Genomic DNA, 15,080 nt, shown 5'->3' on the forward strand with positions numbered 1-15,080 from the left:
CGGGCGTGATGTCGGCGGGGCGTGGCACGATCGGCGATGTGACCAGTTCTGCCAGCACGGTCGAGCGGGCCTTCCGGGCCGCGCTCTACGACGACACCGACACCGGCCTCGACACCGGCGCCTCCCTGCTCGCCGCCGACCCCGCCGCGGACGCCGAACTCGCCCGGCGCGGCGAGGAGTTCGTGGCGACCGCGTGGCGGCGCGGCTGGGCGCCCGCCGATGTCATACGGCTGGTGCGGCGCGAGCTGGAGCCGCCGCATGTGCACCTGGCCGCCACGCTGATCCGGGCCCAGTCCGGCGGTGACCGGCCGCGCGGGCGCCGCTGGGCAGCCCAGCTCGACGAGCTGCCCGAGGGCCCCGCGCGCGGAGCCGACCGCTTCTCCCATGCCACCGCCGTCCTGGAGCTGTACCGCCTGCTGCTGCGCCTGCCCACCCTGGAACCCCTGGAGGAGGAGACCCGCCGCCCGCACGACCCCGCCGCCGCCCGGCTCCTCGGCCGCATCCGCGCGCTGCTCGCCAAGGCCGAGGCGACCGGTTACCCGGAGGAGGCCGAGGCCCTGACCGCCAAGGCGCAGGAGCTGATGGCCCGGCACAGCGTGGACGAGGCGCTGCTCGCCGCCGCGGCGCCCGCACCGGACGCGCCCGGCGCCTGCCGGATAGGCGTCGAGCCGCCGTACGAACAGGCCAAGGCCGTCCTGCTGGACGCCGTGGCCACCGCGAACCACTGCCGCGCGGTGTGGAACGAACCGCTCTGCTTCTCCACCGTCGTCGGCTTCGAGGGCGACCTGGAAGCCGTCGAACTGCTCTACACCTCGCAGCTGGTGCAGGCCACGCACGCCATGACCAAGGCGGAGGCGGGCCAGCGGGCGGCCGGACGCAAGCGCACCAAGACCTTCCGGCAGTCCTTCCTCGCCGCCTACGCCCACCGGGTCGGCGCCCGGCTCGCGGCCGCCGCCGAGAGTCAGGTCAGCCGGGATCTGCTGCCGGTTCTGGCCACGCGCGAGACGGCCGTCGCCGGCCGCCTGGAGCGGATGTTCCCCGAGACCACCACCACCCGGCTGCGCGGGGTGAGCGACGAGGCCGGCTGGACGGAGGGCGCGGCCGCCGCCGACCGCGCCCAGGTCAGGGCGCGGCCACGGCTGGGGTGAGGCGCGGACCGGACGCCCCGCGGCTCAGTCGCCGGCCTGCTGGAAGGTGCTGACGGAGGCGTTCGGCTTGGTCGCCGCGCCCTGGCCGGCGATCGGGCCGTACTTCCAGGGGAAGCTCTGCACCGTGTCGCCGCCCGGCAGGGAGATCTTCAGCTCGGTGGCCGCGAGGCTGTTGGCGTCGCCGTCCTTGCCGCGCACGTAGGTGATGGTGAAGGACGCGGCGTCGCCCTTGGCGAGCTTCAGCGTCTGCGCCTTCGCGCCCTTCTGGGCTGGCAGCTTCGCGCTCGCGCCGCTCTTGCTCAGGGTGACGCCCGGGAAGTTCTCCAGCGTGCAGGTCTTGCTCTGGTTGGTGATGCTGACCGGCACCTCGCCGGTGTCGCCCGCCGCCGGCGCCACGCTCGCCGCCCCGACCTGGAGGGACACCCCGCCGAGCCGGCAGGCCGAGCTGTTCTTGCCGCCGCTGCCGCTGTTCCCGCCGCCCCCGCAGGCGGTCAGCAGCAGGGCGGCGGCAACGGCGGTGACGGTGAGCGGAAAGGCGCGCATGAGCAGGTCCCATCGAGGTCGTGACGGTGCTCCAGCATCATCGCGCCTGGACGGCGGCATCGTTCGCGCGCCCCTCGCGAATCACCGCTTCAGGTGCTTCCCGGCGGACCGCACCGCGCCGCGGGGGCGTCACCGCGGCGCACGGGGCGTCAACGCCGGGAAGAGGGCGTCACCGCGTGGCGGCGGTCGGCAGTCCGGACGGCAGCTTGCCGCCCTCCGCCTTGGTGTACGTCTCCTGGCCCACCTTGCCCGACCAGGTCACCTTCATGGACGTGCCGTCGACCGAGTCGACCATCCCGGTGGTGCGGTCCTTGCTGCCCTTGGCGCAGGTCAGATGGATCATCTGCATGCCCGACTCGTCGCCCGCGGTGCCGCTGCACACCGTCCCGCCGGTCGCGAAGATCCCGGCCTGCTTGCCGTTGATCACCAGGGCCACGATGGTGCCGCCGCGGGTGGCCAGCCAGCTGCCCTGGAGCTTGCCGGAGGCGCCGCTCACCCCGGAGCCGCCGGCGGACGAGGAGGGCGCGGAGCCGGTGTCCGCCGCGCCCGACGGGCTGGTGGCGGGGTGGGCGTCGCCGCCACCGCCGCCACACGCCGTCAGCGCCAGCGCGCCGACCAGACCCGCGGCCAGGGCCGCGATCCGCACCCGTGCAGTGGCCACCCGTGTAGTGGTCGAAGCAGTCGCCGAAGTCACGTCAGGCTCCCCAAGCTGTATGCGTCCGCCGCCCTCGGCCGGACGGCCCGCAGCAAGCTATCAGCAGCCCTCTGCGGGGGCCTTCCGTGCGCCGGGACTTCCCCGTCCGGGCCGGAACAGGAAGGGCGCGGAACGCGTCTCTTCCTTTGCAGGCGCCGGGACGGCTGCGGGGAAACGGCGGCATACAGCCACACATCGTCAGGTAAAGCGTGCGTCAAGGCTGTAACGAGAAGACCACTCGCCGTGCACGTGCATCTGCTCGTGCGGTTGCACGTGAGGCGGAGGTTATGATCCAGGTCAGTTGACCACCGCATCTATGGCCTCACCAGCCAGTGCACACCGGGGAGCGACCTGTGGACCGCGACGTTGACGGCGTGTTCGGGGGGTACGACGTGTACAACGGCATGGCTGCCACGCAGCTGGACGGAGTGGCCTGGCAGAAGAGCAGGCACAGCAACTCGCAGGGGTCCTGCGTGGAGTTCGCGCGGCTGCCGGGCGGTGACGTGGCCGTGCGCAACTCCCGCTTCCCGGACGGTCCGGCCCTGGTGTACACGCGGGCCGAGATAGAGGCGATGCTGCTGGGGGTCAAGGACGGCGAGTTCGACCACTTGATCGCCGGCTGAGCGGTACGGGGCCGGCACCAGGCAGCGTGTGCCCGACCCCTCGCTCGGCCCGAGGCGCGGCGCCCCTTGCGGCGACGCGCGTAGACGTTCAGGCAGGCTGTTCCACGCGGAACATCGCCCAGACGACCTTCCCCTCCAGCGGGCCGGCCAGCGGCTGCCAGCCCCAGCTGTCCGCGAAGGAGTCGACCAGGAAGAGGCCCCGCCCCGACTCCGCGGAGAAGTCGTCGGAGTCCCGCGGCGCGGGCGTCTCGTGGCTCGGGTCCCGCACCGCGCAGACCAGCCGCTCGTCCCAGCGCATCAAGTGCAGCCGTACCGAGGCGGCTTGCTCCTCGGGGCAGCCGTACCCGCCCGGCAGCGCATGCCGCAGCGCGTTGGTGACGAGTTCGGAGACGACCAGGCAGACATCGTCGAAGCGCTCGCCCGCACCCCACTTGTCGAGGGTGTCGCGGGTGAACCGCCGGGCCTCGCGCACCGCTTCGTACCGCGCCGGCAGAGCACAGGACGCGGCGCTGGACACGGCCGCGGGGTCCAACGGCGGAAGGCCCTGCCGTAACGGCTTGAGCATGGTCGATCCATTCGTCCCCATGCGAGGCACTCCCGGGAATTCGCGGTCGTTGCGATGCAGCGGTGGCGCGGGACCATGGTTTCGGATGGGAAGGGCAGATGCAAGGGCAGATGCACGTGCACGCGACCGAAATGGATAGGCCCGTACCACTTCTTGGCCATTTTTTCTGCCATCTTCATGACGGTTCCCGCCAGTGGTCCGGACCTCTGCCCCCTCCCGCCTGCCGGAAACGGGCCCGATCTCTCCGTTTCCGTAACCGTACGAGTACTGCCCGGAGCGTTTTAGTGGCAGACTGCGGGCCCTGAAGACGGTTGGGGAGGCTGGCGAAGGTGAGCGCGGGAGAGCCCGGATCGGTGGTGCGGCGGATGCTGCTCGGCTCGCAACTCAGGCGACTGCGTGAAGCACGGGGGATCACGCGCGAGGCGGCGGGGTATTCCATCCGGGCGTCCGAGTCCAAGATCAGCCGGATGGAGCTGGGCCGGGTGAGCTTCAAGACGAGGGACGTCGAAGACCTGCTGACGCTGTACGGCATCACGGACGAGGCGGAGCGCCAGTCGCTGCTGTCCCTCGCCCGCGAGGCCAACGTGGCGGGCTGGTGGCACAGTTACAGCGACGTCCTGCCCAACTGGTTCCCCACCTACGTGGGCCTGGAGGGCGCCGCCACCCTGATCCGCGTCTACGAGGTGCAGTTCGTGCACGGCCTGCTCCAGACCGAGGAGTACGCCCGCGCGGTGGTCCGGCGCGGCATGAAGGGCGCGAGCGCCGACGACGTCGAACGCCGGGTCGCGCTGCGCCTTGAGCGCCAGAAGTACCTGCTCTCCGACAACGCCCCCGAGTTCCACATCGTCCTGGACGAGGCCGCCCTGCGCCGCCCCTACGGCGACCGCGAGGTGATGCGCGGCCAGCTCCAGCACCTCATCGACGTCTCCGAGCGGCCGAACGTACGGCTCCAGGTGATGCCGTTCAGCTTCGGCGGGCACTCCGGCGAGAGCGGCGCCTTCACCATCCTCAGCTTCCCCGAGTCCGACCTCTCCGACGTCGTCTACCTGGAGCAGCTGACCAGTGCGCTGTACCTCGACAAGCGCGAGGACGTCGCCCAGTACGAGCAGGCCCTGAAGGAGTTGCAGCAGGACAGTCCGGGGCCCGACGAGAGCCGGGATGTTCTGAGAGGACTACTCCAACTCTCCTGACCCACAAGTAGGATGACGCCTGATCAGACTCAGACCGTGGCCGGAATCCGGCTCCGCTAGCGATTGAGGGATCACATGTCGTCCTATTTCAGCGACCTGGCCCAGCAGTACATCGACGGCGAATGGCGACCGGGCAGCGGTTCCTGGGACGTCATCGACTTCAACCCGTACGACGACGAGAAGCTGGCCTCGATCACCGTGGCCACCGTCGAGGAGGTCGACCAGGCATACCGGGCCGCCGAGCGCGCCCAGAAGGCATGGGCCGACATCAACCCGTACGCGCGGCGCACGGTGTTCGAGCGGGTGCTCAGACTCGTCGAGGACCGCGAGCAGGAGATAGCCGACCTGATCATCGCGGAGCTGGGCGGCACGCGGGTGAAGGCCGGCTTCGAGCTGCACCTCGCCAAGGAGTTCCTGCGCGAGTCCATCCACCTGGCGCTGCGCGCCGAGGGCCGGATCCTGCCGTCTCCGGGCGAGGGCAAGGAGAATCGCGTCTACCGGGTGCCGGTGGGCGTGGTGGGCGTGATCAGCCCCTTCAACTTCCCCTTCCTGCTGTCGCTGAAGTCCGTGGCCCCGGCGCTCGCGCTCGGCAACGGCGTGGTGCTCAAGCCGCACCAGAACACCCCGATCGCCGGCGGCACGCTGATCGCCAAGTTGTTCGAGGAGGCCGGGCTGCCCGGCGGGCTGCTGAACGTCGTCGTCACCGACATCGCCGAGATCGGCGACGCGTTCATCGAGCACCCGGTCCCCAAGGTCATCTCCTTCACCGGCTCCGACCAGGTGGGCCGGCACGTCGCCACCGTCTGCGCCGCGAACTTCAAGCGCTCGGTGCTCGAACTGGGCGGCAACAGCGCGCTGGTGGTGCTGGACGACGCGGACCTCGACTACGCGGTGGACGCGGCGGTCTTCAGCCGGTTCGTGCACCAGGGGCAGGTCTGCATGGCCGCCAACCGGGTCCTGGTGGACCGCTCGGTCGCGGACGAGTTCACCGAGAAGTTCGTCGCCAAGGTGCGCACCCTCAAGGTGGGCGACCCGCGCGACCCGGAGACCGTCATCGGCCCGGTGATCAACTCCGCGCAGGCGAACGCCCTTTCGGGCGTGGTCGAGCAGGCGCTCGCCGAGGGCGCGACGGCGCTGGTGCGCGGCGGTACGACCAACAACCTGGTCGAGCCCTCGGTGCTCACCGGCGTCCCCGCCGACTCCCCGCTGCTCCAGCAGGAGGTGTTCGGACCGGTCGTCTTCCTGGTGCCCTTCGACGGCGAGGAGGAGGCGGTACGGATCGTCAACGACACGCCGTACGGCCTCAGCGGCGCCGTCCACACCGGGGACATCGAGCGGGGCGTCACCTTCGCCAAGCGGATCGACACCGGCATGTTCCATGTGAACGACGGGACCGTGCACGACGAGCCGATCGTGCCCTTCGGCGGCGAGAAGCACTCCGGTGTCGGCCGGCTCAACGGCGAGACGACGCTGGAGGCGTTCACCACGGTCAAGTGGATCTCCGTCCAGCACGGCCGCAGCGGCTTCCCGTTCTGATCTCCCCTTCCGCTTACCGCCGGGCCCTTTAGGACAGGATCCGGCCTAGAGGGCCCGTAGCTTTCCCGGTGTCGGGGCAAGTGCCCCGGTGAACCGAGGAAGGGCGGCCGGTCATGGTCACGCATGTGCCCGCGGAGGAGCGGGGCGACGAGCGGGGAGCGCTGCTGGCGTTCATCGAGGAGCAGCGCGGCGGCATCCGCCGGTCGGTGCTCGGGCTGAGCGAGGAGCAGGCCCGCACCCGGCCGAGCGCGAGCGAGCTGTCGCTGGGCGGGCTGCTCAAGCATGCCGCCGAGGTCGAGCAGATGTGGCTCGCGCGGGCCCGGCAGGAGGAGCCGCCGGTGCGCCGGGACCAGTCCAGCTGGCACGAGAGCTTCGAGCTGGTCGGCGAGGAGACGGTGGCCTCGCAGCTCGCCCACTGGGAGCGGATCGCCGCCGAGACGGAGAAGTTCATCCGCTCCGCCCCGAGCCTGGACGAGACCTTCCCGCTCCCGCCGGACCCCTGGTTCCCGCCGGAAGGGCGCGTCTCCCTGCGCTGGCTCTGCCTCCACCTGATCCGCGAGACCGCCCGCCACGCCGGCCACGCGGACATCATCCGGGAGTCCCTCGACGGGAAGACCGCGTTCGAGCTGGTGGCCCTGGCGCGGGCGGGGGGCTGACCGGAGACCGGGAGGTACGGCGGCCGTCGTACCTCCCCTGTGGAGCCCTGTTCTCCTAATGGTGGAAGCTCGTCGCCGCCCCCCTGTCCCGTGTCAGCGGTTGCTGCTGGCCGCGCAGTTCCGGCAGGAGGCGGGTCAGGTCGGCCAGGAAGAGGTCGGCCAGGTCGTGCGAGAAGCCGTTGCGGCAGACGACGCGCAGGACGGAGAGGTCCTCGCGGTTGGCCGGGAAGGTGTACGCCGGGACCAGCCAGCCGCTCTCGCGCATGCGGCGGGAGACGTCGAAGACGTCGTACGCGGTGACATGGTCGGCCGTGGTCAGCGCGAAGACCGGGAGTTCGTCGCCCCGCGTCAGCAGCCGGAAGTCGCCGAGGCCCTCGATGCGGTCGGCGAGGGAGCGGGCCACGTCACGGGTGGACTGCTGGACCGCGCGGAAGCCCTCGCGGCCCAGGCGCAGGAAGGTGTAGTACTGCGCGACGACCTGCGCGCCGGGGCGGGAGAAGTTGAGGGCGAAGGTCGGCATGTCGCCGCCCAGGTAGTTGACCCGGAAGACCAGTTCCTCGGGCAGCGCCTCCGCGTCCCGCCACAGGGCCCAGCCGACACCCGGATACACCAGTCCGTACTTGTGCCCCGAGGTGTTGATGGAGGCCACCCGCGGCAGCCGGAAGTCCCACACCAGGTCCTCGTCCAGGAAGGGCGCCACCATCGCGCCGGACGCCCCGTCCACATGCACCGGGATGTCCAGGCCGGTGCGCTCCTGGAGGGCGTCCAGGGCAGCGCAGAGGTCGGCGATCGGCTCGTAGGAACCGTCGAAGGTCGAGCCGAGGATGCCGACGACGCCGATGGTGTTCTCGTCGCACAGCTCGGCCGCCGCCTGCGGGTCCAGGTGGTAGCGGTCGCCGTCCATGGGGACCTGGCGCGCCTCCACCTCCCAGAAGTTGCAGAACTTCTCCCAGCACACCTGGACGTTGATCCCCATCACCAGGTTGGGCCGCGCGCCCGGATACCGGTCGGCGTTGCGCTGCGTCCAGCGCCGCTTCAGCGCCATCCCGGCCAGCATGCACGCCTCGCTGGACCCCGTGGTCGAACAGCCCACCGCGGCGGCCGGGTCCGGCGCGTTCCACAGATCCGCGAGCATCGCCACGCAGCGCCGCTCCAGCTCGGCGGTGCGGGGGTACTCGTCCTTGTCGATCATGTTCTTGTCCCGGCACTCCGCCATCAGCACCCCGGCCTGGGGCTCCATCCAGGTGGTGACGAAGGTGGCCAGGTTCAGCCGGGAGTTGCCGTCCAGCATCAGCTCGTCGTGCACCAGCTGGTAGGCGGTCGTGGGGGACATCGGGGCGTCCGGAAGCCGGTGGGTGGGCGGGGCCTCGGTCATGCCGCCGACCGGGTTCGCCTCCCCGAAGAACGGGTTGACGGACAGCACCCGCTCCTGATGCTTCTGCGGACCTTTGTGCAGGGCCATGTCTGCCTCCTCGCCGCCACCTTATGCAAGCCCGCACGGCCCCGACATCCGGAATGACCCGGACGCCTACCCTGATCCGCGGGCCCCGGCATCAGGGGCGCCGCGGACTTGCACCTCACGCCGCGTGAGGCCGCAGGCTGATCGTCGTACCGACCGACGAACGGAAGAGAGCGGACAGTTGAGCTACTCCGTGGGACAGGTCGCGGGGTTCGCCGGCGTCACGGTGCGCACCCTGCACCACTACGACGAGATCGGCCTCCTGGTGCCCGGCGGGCGCACCCCCGCGGGGCACCGCCGTTACACCGAGGCCGACCTGGACCGGCTCCAGCGGATCCTGTTCTACCGGGAGCTCGGCTTTCCGCTCGACGAGGTCGCGGTGCTGCTCGACGACCCGGACGTGGACCCGCGCGCACACCTGCGCCGGCAGCACGCTCTGCTGACCGCCCGGATCGAGAAGCTGCGCCGGATGGCCGAGGCCGTGGAACACGCCATGGAGGCACGCAGGATGGGCATCGATCTGACACCCGAGGAGCGGTTCGAGGTGTTCGGGGACCAGGACCCCGAGCAGTACGCCGAGGAGGCGGAGGCCCGCTGGGGCGGCACCGCGCAGTGGGCCGAGTCCCAGCGCCGCGCCGCGGCCTACGGCAAGGAGGACTGGAAGCGGATGCGGGCCGAGGCGGACGACTGGAGCAAGCGCTACGTCCACCTGGTGGCCGCCGGCGAGCCCGCGACGGGAGAGGCCGCCGGGGCCCTGGCCGAGGAGCACCGGCAGCACATCGGCCGGTGGTTCTACGAGTGCCCGTACGCGATGCACCGCTGTCTCGCCGGGATGTATGTCGCCGACGAGCGCTTCAGGGCGTTCTACGACGCGATGCACCCCGGACTCGCCCAGCACCTGCACGACGCCATCCTGGCGAACGCCGGCCGGCGGGCCTCCTGAGCGGTGACCGGCGGGGAACCCGGAGCGGTCACGTCACGTTGATAGCTTTGTGCGGCCCCACCCGGTCACCGTAGCCGCCCCTTCTCCCCCCTTCAGGAGCCCGGACCCGTGATGACACTCGCCCTAGGCCCGAGCTGGCTCGATCCCAACTATCTGCTCGACACGTACAGCGTCTGGGGTCTGCTGCTCATAGTCTTCGCCGAGTCCGGCCTGCTCATCGGCTTCTTCCTGCCCGGCGACTCGCTGCTGTTCACCTGCGGTCTGCTGATCACCTCGCACCAGCTGGACTTCCCGCTGTGGGGTGCGATCGCCCTGATCTGCGTCGCCGCGATCCTCGGCGACCAGGCGGGCTACATGTTCGGCAAGAAGGTCGGGCCGTCCCTGTTCAACCGGCCCGACTCGCGCCTGTTCAAACAGGAGAACGTCGCCAAGGCGCATGAATTCTTCGAGAAGTACGGCCCCAAGTCGCTGATCCTGGCCCGCTTCGTGCCGGTGGTGCGCACCTTCACGCCGATCATCGCGGGCGTGAGCGGCATGCGCTACCGCTCCTTCCTGACCTTCAACATCATCGGCGGCACCCTGTGGGGCGCGGGGGTCACCCTGCTCGGCTCCTGGCTCGGCAACATCGGCTTCGTCAAGGACAACATCGAGGCGATCCTGGTCCTGATCGTCCTCGTCTCGGTGGTCCCGATCGCGATCGAGTACCTCAGGGCCCGCAGCAAGAGCAAGAAGGCCCCTGAGGAGCAGCCCCGCCCCGCCGCCGGGGCACCGCGGTTCCCGCAGCCGCCGGTCATGGACGACGCCACGACCCGGCTGCGCCGCATCGAGCCGGACGAGCGCTACGGGCAGCAGCCGTACGGCGGGCCGCAGCAGTACGGCGACCAGGGGCATGAGCAAGGGCACAACCAGGGCTACGGCGGCCAGGAGCACGCTCACCAGGGCTACGGCAGCCAGCCCCAGCCCCAGTACCAGCAGCCCCAGTACCAGCAGCCTCAGCCCCAGTACCAGCAGCCCCAGCAGCAGGACTGGAACCAGCACCAGCCCCAGCAGCCGTACTACGACCCCCGGCAGTACCCGCAGCAGGGCCGGAATCAGCACCAGGGCCAGGACCAGTACCCGTACGACCACCGCGAGCAGTAGGCGGCCCGAGCCGCTCAGAACCCCCTGGTCCGCTTGGCGGCCCGGCGCTTCCCCGGCGAGCCCACGCGCAGGAACAGCCGGAAGATCTCCGAGCCCAGGTTGACCCCGATCGCGATCGCCATGGCCAGCGACGCCGCGTTGGCCAGCGACACCAGCCCCTTGTCCACGTTGTTCTGGGCCATGTTCAGCAGCCCGAAGTAGGTCGCGGAACCGGGCAGTAGCGGCCCGATCGCCGCCGTGGTGTACGGCAGCGCCGAGGCGAACCGGTAGCGGGACAGCAGCTGCCCGAACAGTCCGACCAGGCCCGCGGCGACGGCCGTGGAGGCCACCGGCGAGATGCCGGCGACATAGTGCATCGCGCCGTACACGCTCCAGGCGACGCCTCCGTTGAGGGTCACCCAGAGCACGGTGGACCGTTCCTGCTGGAGCAGCACCGCGAAGGTCAGCGACAGCAGCATGGAGGCCGCGATCTGGACCAGGGGCCGCTCGGAGATGTGCAGCGCCGCCTCCGGGTTGAGCTTGCCGCCCACCTTCACACCGAAGTACAGGACGAGCAGCACACCGGTGACGATGCCGACGAAGAAGTACAGGACTTCCAGGAGGCGGGCGGAGGCGGTGATGTAGAAGCCCGTGAGGCCGTCCTGGACGCCCGCCACCAGCGCCCGTCCGGGCAGCAGCGCGAACAGCCCACCGGTGATCACCGCGGACGCCTTCACGTCCACATGGGCCAGCGAGAACGCCACCCCGATCGCCGCGGGCGGCATCGCGGCCACCGTGAACTGGTAGAACTCCGGCAGCCCGCGCCCCGCGCACAGCCAGGCGAGGCGGTCGCCGAGCATCGCGCCGACCGCCGCCGCGAAGAACACGATGAGATCGCCGCCGACGAGGATCGAGGCGGCCCCCGCCAGCAGCCCGCTGGCCAGGGACAGCGCCCAGCCGGGGTAAGGGTGCCGGTTGCGGCGTATCTCCGCGAGCCGCCGGTACGCCTCCTCCAGGGAGACATGGGTCTCCGGGTCGGTCAGATCGTCCACCAGGCGGAAAACGGCCGCCAGGCGGGTGTAGTCGGTGCCCCGGCGCCGTACCGTCCGCGACGCCGTCACCGGGTCCTCGACCAGGGACGGCTGATGCGAGATCGACAGCAGGGTGAAGGTGACGTTGGGCTCGCAGCGGTCCAGGCCGTAGGACCGGCACACCGCGAACATCGCGGCCTCCACGTCCTCCGCGCCCTCGCCGCCCGCCAGCAGCAGCTCGCCGATACGCAGGGTCAGGTCCAGCACGCGCGGGACGGCCGGGCCGCTCTCCTCCTCGTGCTGCACCGGCTCGGGCGCGGGCCGGTCCGCCACCGACATGCGCAGCATGGTGCGCATCCGGTCCTGCCAGGGCGCATCCTTGATCAGGCTGACCAGCGGCACCCCGGTGGCCGGCGTGAACGCGGACACGCCGCCCTGCGGGCCGTACGTGCTCGGGGTGCTGAACGCCGAGCCCTCCGGCTCCCCGGCCGGCGGCTGTGGCGTGAGCAGCCCCTGCGGCACCTGGAACTCGGAGGTCGTCTCCGGCTCGCCTCCCGTCTTCGGGACGTCGAGTCCCTTGGGGATGGCGAACTCCGATGTGATCTCCGGGTCGTACCGCGCCTCGTCCGATCGGGGCTTGCGGTCGTCCGCCTCCGTCACCTCGCCCCTTTCCTGAACGACACGTTCCGCTGGCCTCAGTATGCGCATGCACCGCGCGCGGACATGCAAACGGGCCGCACACCACGGCGTGCGGCCCGTTCGGTGAACCGGGGGTCAGTGACCGCCCTGCTCCTTGAAGCGCTTGTAGGACCGCTCGATCTCCTGCTCGGCCTCGGTACGGCCGACCCAGTTGGCGCCCTCGACCGACTTGCCGGGCTCCAGGTCCTTGTAGACCTCGAAGAAGTGCTGGATTTCCAGGCGGTCGAACTCCGACACGTGGTGGATGTCGCGCAGGTGCTCCACCCGCGGGTCCGTGGACGGCACGCACAGCAGCTTGTCGTCGCCGCCGGCCTCGTCCGTCATGCGGAACATGCCGATCGCGCGGCAGCGGATCAGGCAGCCCGGAAAGGTCGGCTCGTCCAGGATGACCAGCGCGTCCAGCGGGTCGCCGTCCTCGCCGAGGGTGTTCTCGACGAAGCCGTAGTCGGTCGGGTAGGCGGTCGAGGTGAAGAGGCGACGGTCCAGACGGATCCGACCGGTCTCGTGGTCCACCTCGTACTTGTTGCGCGAACCCTTCGGGATCTCGATCGTGACGTCGAACTCCACCGGTGGCTCCTTCATGATCAGCACATAGTTCTGGTGGTTAAGTGTCCCTCACGCAGGTGTGTGATCGCGAAAGGGGCTGGTGGTCGTGCCGGAGCTCGGGCCTTGGCGGACCGCGGGACCGCGGGTGAGGCGGCTCGCGAGCGCCGTACGACCGCGCCTCGCGCATGCCGTGAGAACGGCGAAGCCGCAGGTCACACGGCTGGTGTCCACGGTACGACCGCTGCTCGCCGACCTCCCCCGTCCGCGTTCCCTCAGCACGCTGCAGTACACCGCGGGCGCCGCCACCGCCGGCCTGGTGCTCACCGCCGGCGTGGTGACCCTGTCGGGCCCGTGGGACGCCACCGGTCAGCGTACGGCCGAGCGGGACCGGGCGGCCGCCCTCGAACACGCACGTGGCGCAGATCACGGACCCGGCCCGGCGGCGGGCGCGCCGCGGCCCGCGCCGAGCGCTCCGGCCGTCCTGGCGGGCCTGGGCGCCGCTACCGGCCCCGTGGACACCCGGAAGGCCCCGGCGGGCGGTGGCAAGGCCCTGGCGAACGTCCTGGGGCCGCTCCTGGGCTCCGCCGCGCTCGGGGACGGCCACGCGGCGGTGGTGGTCGACGCGGCCACGGGCCGGCGGCTGTACGGCGTCGCACCCGACAAGGGGCTCACGCCCGCCTCCACGACCAAGCTGGCCACCGCGGTCGCCGCGCTGAACGCGCTCGGCCCGGACCACCGCTTCACCACCCGCGCCGAGCTGCTGGGCGACACGCACACGCTCGTCCTCGTCGGCGGCGGCGACCCCACGCTCACGGCGCACGCGAAGGCCGACGGATGGGCGAGCCTGCGGACCCTGGCGACGAGGACGGCACAGGCACTGCGGGAACGCGGCATCCACAAGATCACACTGTCGTACGACACGACGCTCTACTCCGGTTCCGCCCTGCATCCCATAGGGGTCAACGAGAACCTGGCGCCGGTCAGCGCCCTCACCGCCGACGAGGGCCGCAGGAACGACTCCACCAGCGGGCCCGCGCCCCGCGTCGCCGACCCGGCGAAGGACGCGGCGCAGAAGTTCGCGGGCTTCCTCAAGGCGGCCGGCGTCGAGGCGACCGGGGCCGGTCCGGCCAAGGGCACCGGCGGCACCCGGACCGTCGCGAGCGTCTCCTCGCCGCCGCTGTCCGCCCTGGTCGAGCGCATGCTGACCAACAGCGACAACGACATCGCCGAGGCCCTCGCCCGGCAGACCGCCCTCGCGAGCGGGCAGCCCGGCAGCTTCGCCGGGGGCGCCAGGGCGATCGCCGGGCAGCTGCGGAAGCTGGGCCTGCCGCTGACGGGCACGTCCTTCCACGACGGCAGCGGCCTCGACCGCGCCGACCGGCTCACGGCCGACCTGCTCACCGCGATCCTGGTCAAGGCCGGCGCCCCCGGCCATCCCGGCCTGCGCCCGCTGCTCACCGGCCTGCCCATCGCCCACTTCACCGGCACGCTGGCCGGCCGCTACGCCGACGGCGCGGCCGGCCTGGTGCACGCCAAGACGGGCACCCTGACCGGCGTCAACACGCTGGCCGGCACGGTCGTCGACCAGGACGGCCGCCTGCTGGCCTTCGCCTTCCTGGCCTCCGGCACGACGGATCCGATGGCCGCCCAGTCGGCCCTGGACAAGACGGCGACGGCCCTGGCGGCGTGCGGCTGCGGCTGACCGGGCCGCCCGCCGCCGTCGCCCCCGGCGGCCTGGCTGCCGTCGTCGCCCCCCGGCGGGCCGGTCGCCGCTGTCCCCCCGGCGGGCCGGCTGCCGCCGTCGCCCGCTGCCGTTGCCCGCCGGGGACCGCCTGCCGCCGTCACCCGCCACCGGCGCTCCCGGAACGGCTGCCGCGGTCGCCCGCCGCGGTCGCCCGCCGGGGCCTGGCTGCCGTCGTCGCCCCCCGGCGGGCCGGTCGCCGCTGTCCCCCCGGAGGGCCGGCTGCCGCCGTCGCCCGCTGCCGTCGCCCGCCGTAGACCGCCTGCCGCCGTCACCGCGGCGGACCCGCTGCCGCTGCCGCCGTCACCGCCCCGGACCGGCCGCCGCCGTCATCGCCGCGCCCCCGGCGGACCGGTCGCCGCGGCCGGTACCCGCTCTGTGCCGCCCGTCCCGGTCGCCCCTGGTGCCCCGTTCCGGTCACCCCCGGTGCCCCGTTCCGGTCACCCCCGGTGCCCCGTTCCGGTCACCCCCGGTGCCCCGTTCCGGTCACCCCCGGTGCCCCGTCCCGGTCGCCTCCGGTGCCCCGTGTCGAACGGCCCTCGCGCCGGTCCCGGTGTCCACGGCCTGCCCCAAGTGGTAGCGCTCAC

14 protein-coding genes are annotated in these 15,080 nt (G+C 71.8%); 8 read left to right on the forward strand and 6 right to left on the reverse strand.

Annotation, left to right across the window (positions count from 1 at the left end; genetic code table 11):
• Positions 1–8 precede the first annotated feature (8 nt).
• Positions 9–1,148 (forward strand): DUF2786 domain-containing protein, encoded by a 1,140-nt coding sequence (locus tag AC069R_RS15765; RefSeq protein WP_478767356.1) that lies wholly within the window; start codon positions 9–11, stop codon positions 1,146–1,148.
• 24 nt (positions 1,149–1,172) lie between these two features.
• Here the strand turns inward: AC069R_RS15765 and AC069R_RS15770 are convergent, their stop codons facing one another.
• Together AC069R_RS15770 and AC069R_RS15775 are read right to left on the reverse strand one after the other, a co-directional pair.
• Positions 1,173–1,691, reverse strand: coding sequence for a DUF4232 domain-containing protein (locus AC069R_RS15770; protein WP_478767357.1), 519 nt, complete (start codon positions 1,689–1,691; stop codon positions 1,173–1,175).
• A gap of 169 nt (positions 1,692–1,860) precedes the next feature.
• Positions 1,861–2,352 (reverse strand): hypothetical protein, encoded by a 492-nt coding sequence (locus AC069R_RS15775; RefSeq protein WP_478767358.1) that lies wholly within the window; start codon positions 2,350–2,352, stop codon positions 1,861–1,863.
• A gap of 386 nt (positions 2,353–2,738) precedes the next feature.
• Here AC069R_RS15775 and AC069R_RS15780 point away from each other — a divergent pair, with 386 nt between their 5' ends.
• A complete protein-coding gene (locus tag AC069R_RS15780) occupies positions 2,739–3,008 on the forward strand; it encodes a DUF397 domain-containing protein (protein WP_397984749.1) in 270 nt (89 codons plus the stop codon).
• Positions 3,009–3,096: 88 nt separating this feature from the next.
• Here the strand turns inward: AC069R_RS15780 and AC069R_RS15785 are convergent, their stop codons facing one another.
• Positions 3,097–3,594: an ATP-binding protein gene (locus tag AC069R_RS15785; protein ID WP_478767359.1), complete on the reverse strand. Its 498-nt coding sequence runs from the start codon at positions 3,592–3,594 to the stop codon at positions 3,097–3,099.
• A gap of 344 nt (positions 3,595–3,938) precedes the next feature.
• Here AC069R_RS15785 and AC069R_RS15790 point away from each other — a divergent pair, with 344 nt between their 5' ends.
• The 3 genes from AC069R_RS15790 (at position 3,939) to AC069R_RS15800 (ending at position 6,955) form a co-directional block, all read left to right on the forward strand.
• Positions 3,939–4,763 (forward strand): helix-turn-helix domain-containing protein, encoded by an 825-nt coding sequence (locus AC069R_RS15790; RefSeq protein WP_471062900.1) that lies wholly within the window; start codon positions 3,939–3,941, stop codon positions 4,761–4,763.
• Positions 4,764–4,838: 75 nt separating this feature from the next.
• Positions 4,839–6,299, forward strand: a complete 1,461-nt coding sequence (locus AC069R_RS15795) for an aldehyde dehydrogenase family protein (RefSeq protein ID WP_478767360.1) — start codon at positions 4,839–4,841, stop codon at positions 6,297–6,299.
• Between the two features lie 113 nt (positions 6,300–6,412).
• Positions 6,413–6,955: a DinB family protein gene (locus AC069R_RS15800; RefSeq protein ID WP_478767361.1), complete on the forward strand. Its 543-nt coding sequence runs from the start codon at positions 6,413–6,415 to the stop codon at positions 6,953–6,955.
• A 55-nt stretch (positions 6,956–7,010) separates the two neighbouring features.
• Here the strand turns inward: AC069R_RS15800 and gad are convergent, their stop codons facing one another.
• On the reverse strand, positions 7,011–8,417 hold the full coding sequence (gad, locus tag AC069R_RS15805; protein WP_478767362.1) for a glutamate decarboxylase: 1,407 nt from the start codon (positions 8,415–8,417) through the stop codon (positions 7,011–7,013).
• A 178-nt stretch (positions 8,418–8,595) separates the two neighbouring features.
• On the opposite strand from gad, the gene AC069R_RS15810 reads away from it, so the two are divergent.
• Together AC069R_RS15810 and AC069R_RS15815 are read left to right on the forward strand one after the other, a co-directional pair.
• Entirely contained in the window at positions 8,596–9,357 is a 762-nt protein-coding gene (locus AC069R_RS15810; RefSeq protein WP_478767363.1) for a MerR family transcriptional regulator, read from the forward strand.
• Between the two features lie 108 nt (positions 9,358–9,465).
• A complete protein-coding gene (locus tag AC069R_RS15815; RefSeq protein ID WP_478767364.1) occupies positions 9,466–10,497 on the forward strand; it encodes a DedA family protein in 1,032 nt (343 codons plus the stop codon).
• Between the two features lie 14 nt (positions 10,498–10,511).
• Here AC069R_RS15815 and AC069R_RS15820 read toward each other — a convergent pair whose 3' ends face one another.
• A complete protein-coding gene (locus tag AC069R_RS15820; protein ID WP_478767365.1) occupies positions 10,512–12,167 on the reverse strand; it encodes a threonine/serine exporter family protein in 1,656 nt (551 codons plus the stop codon).
• A gap of 114 nt (positions 12,168–12,281) precedes the next feature.
• Positions 12,282–12,773: an inorganic diphosphatase gene (locus AC069R_RS15825; RefSeq protein WP_397984741.1), complete on the reverse strand. Its 492-nt coding sequence runs from the start codon at positions 12,771–12,773 to the stop codon at positions 12,282–12,284.
• A gap of 124 nt (positions 12,774–12,897) precedes the next feature.
• On the opposite strand from AC069R_RS15825, the gene dacB reads away from it, so the two are divergent.
• On the forward strand, positions 12,898–14,454 hold the full coding sequence (gene dacB / locus AC069R_RS15830; protein ID WP_478767366.1) for a D-alanyl-D-alanine carboxypeptidase/D-alanyl-D-alanine endopeptidase: 1,557 nt from the start codon (positions 12,898–12,900) through the stop codon (positions 14,452–14,454).
• Positions 14,455–15,080 lie beyond the last annotated feature (626 nt).

Source organism: Streptomyces sp. NPDC043952 (assembly GCF_056435325.1).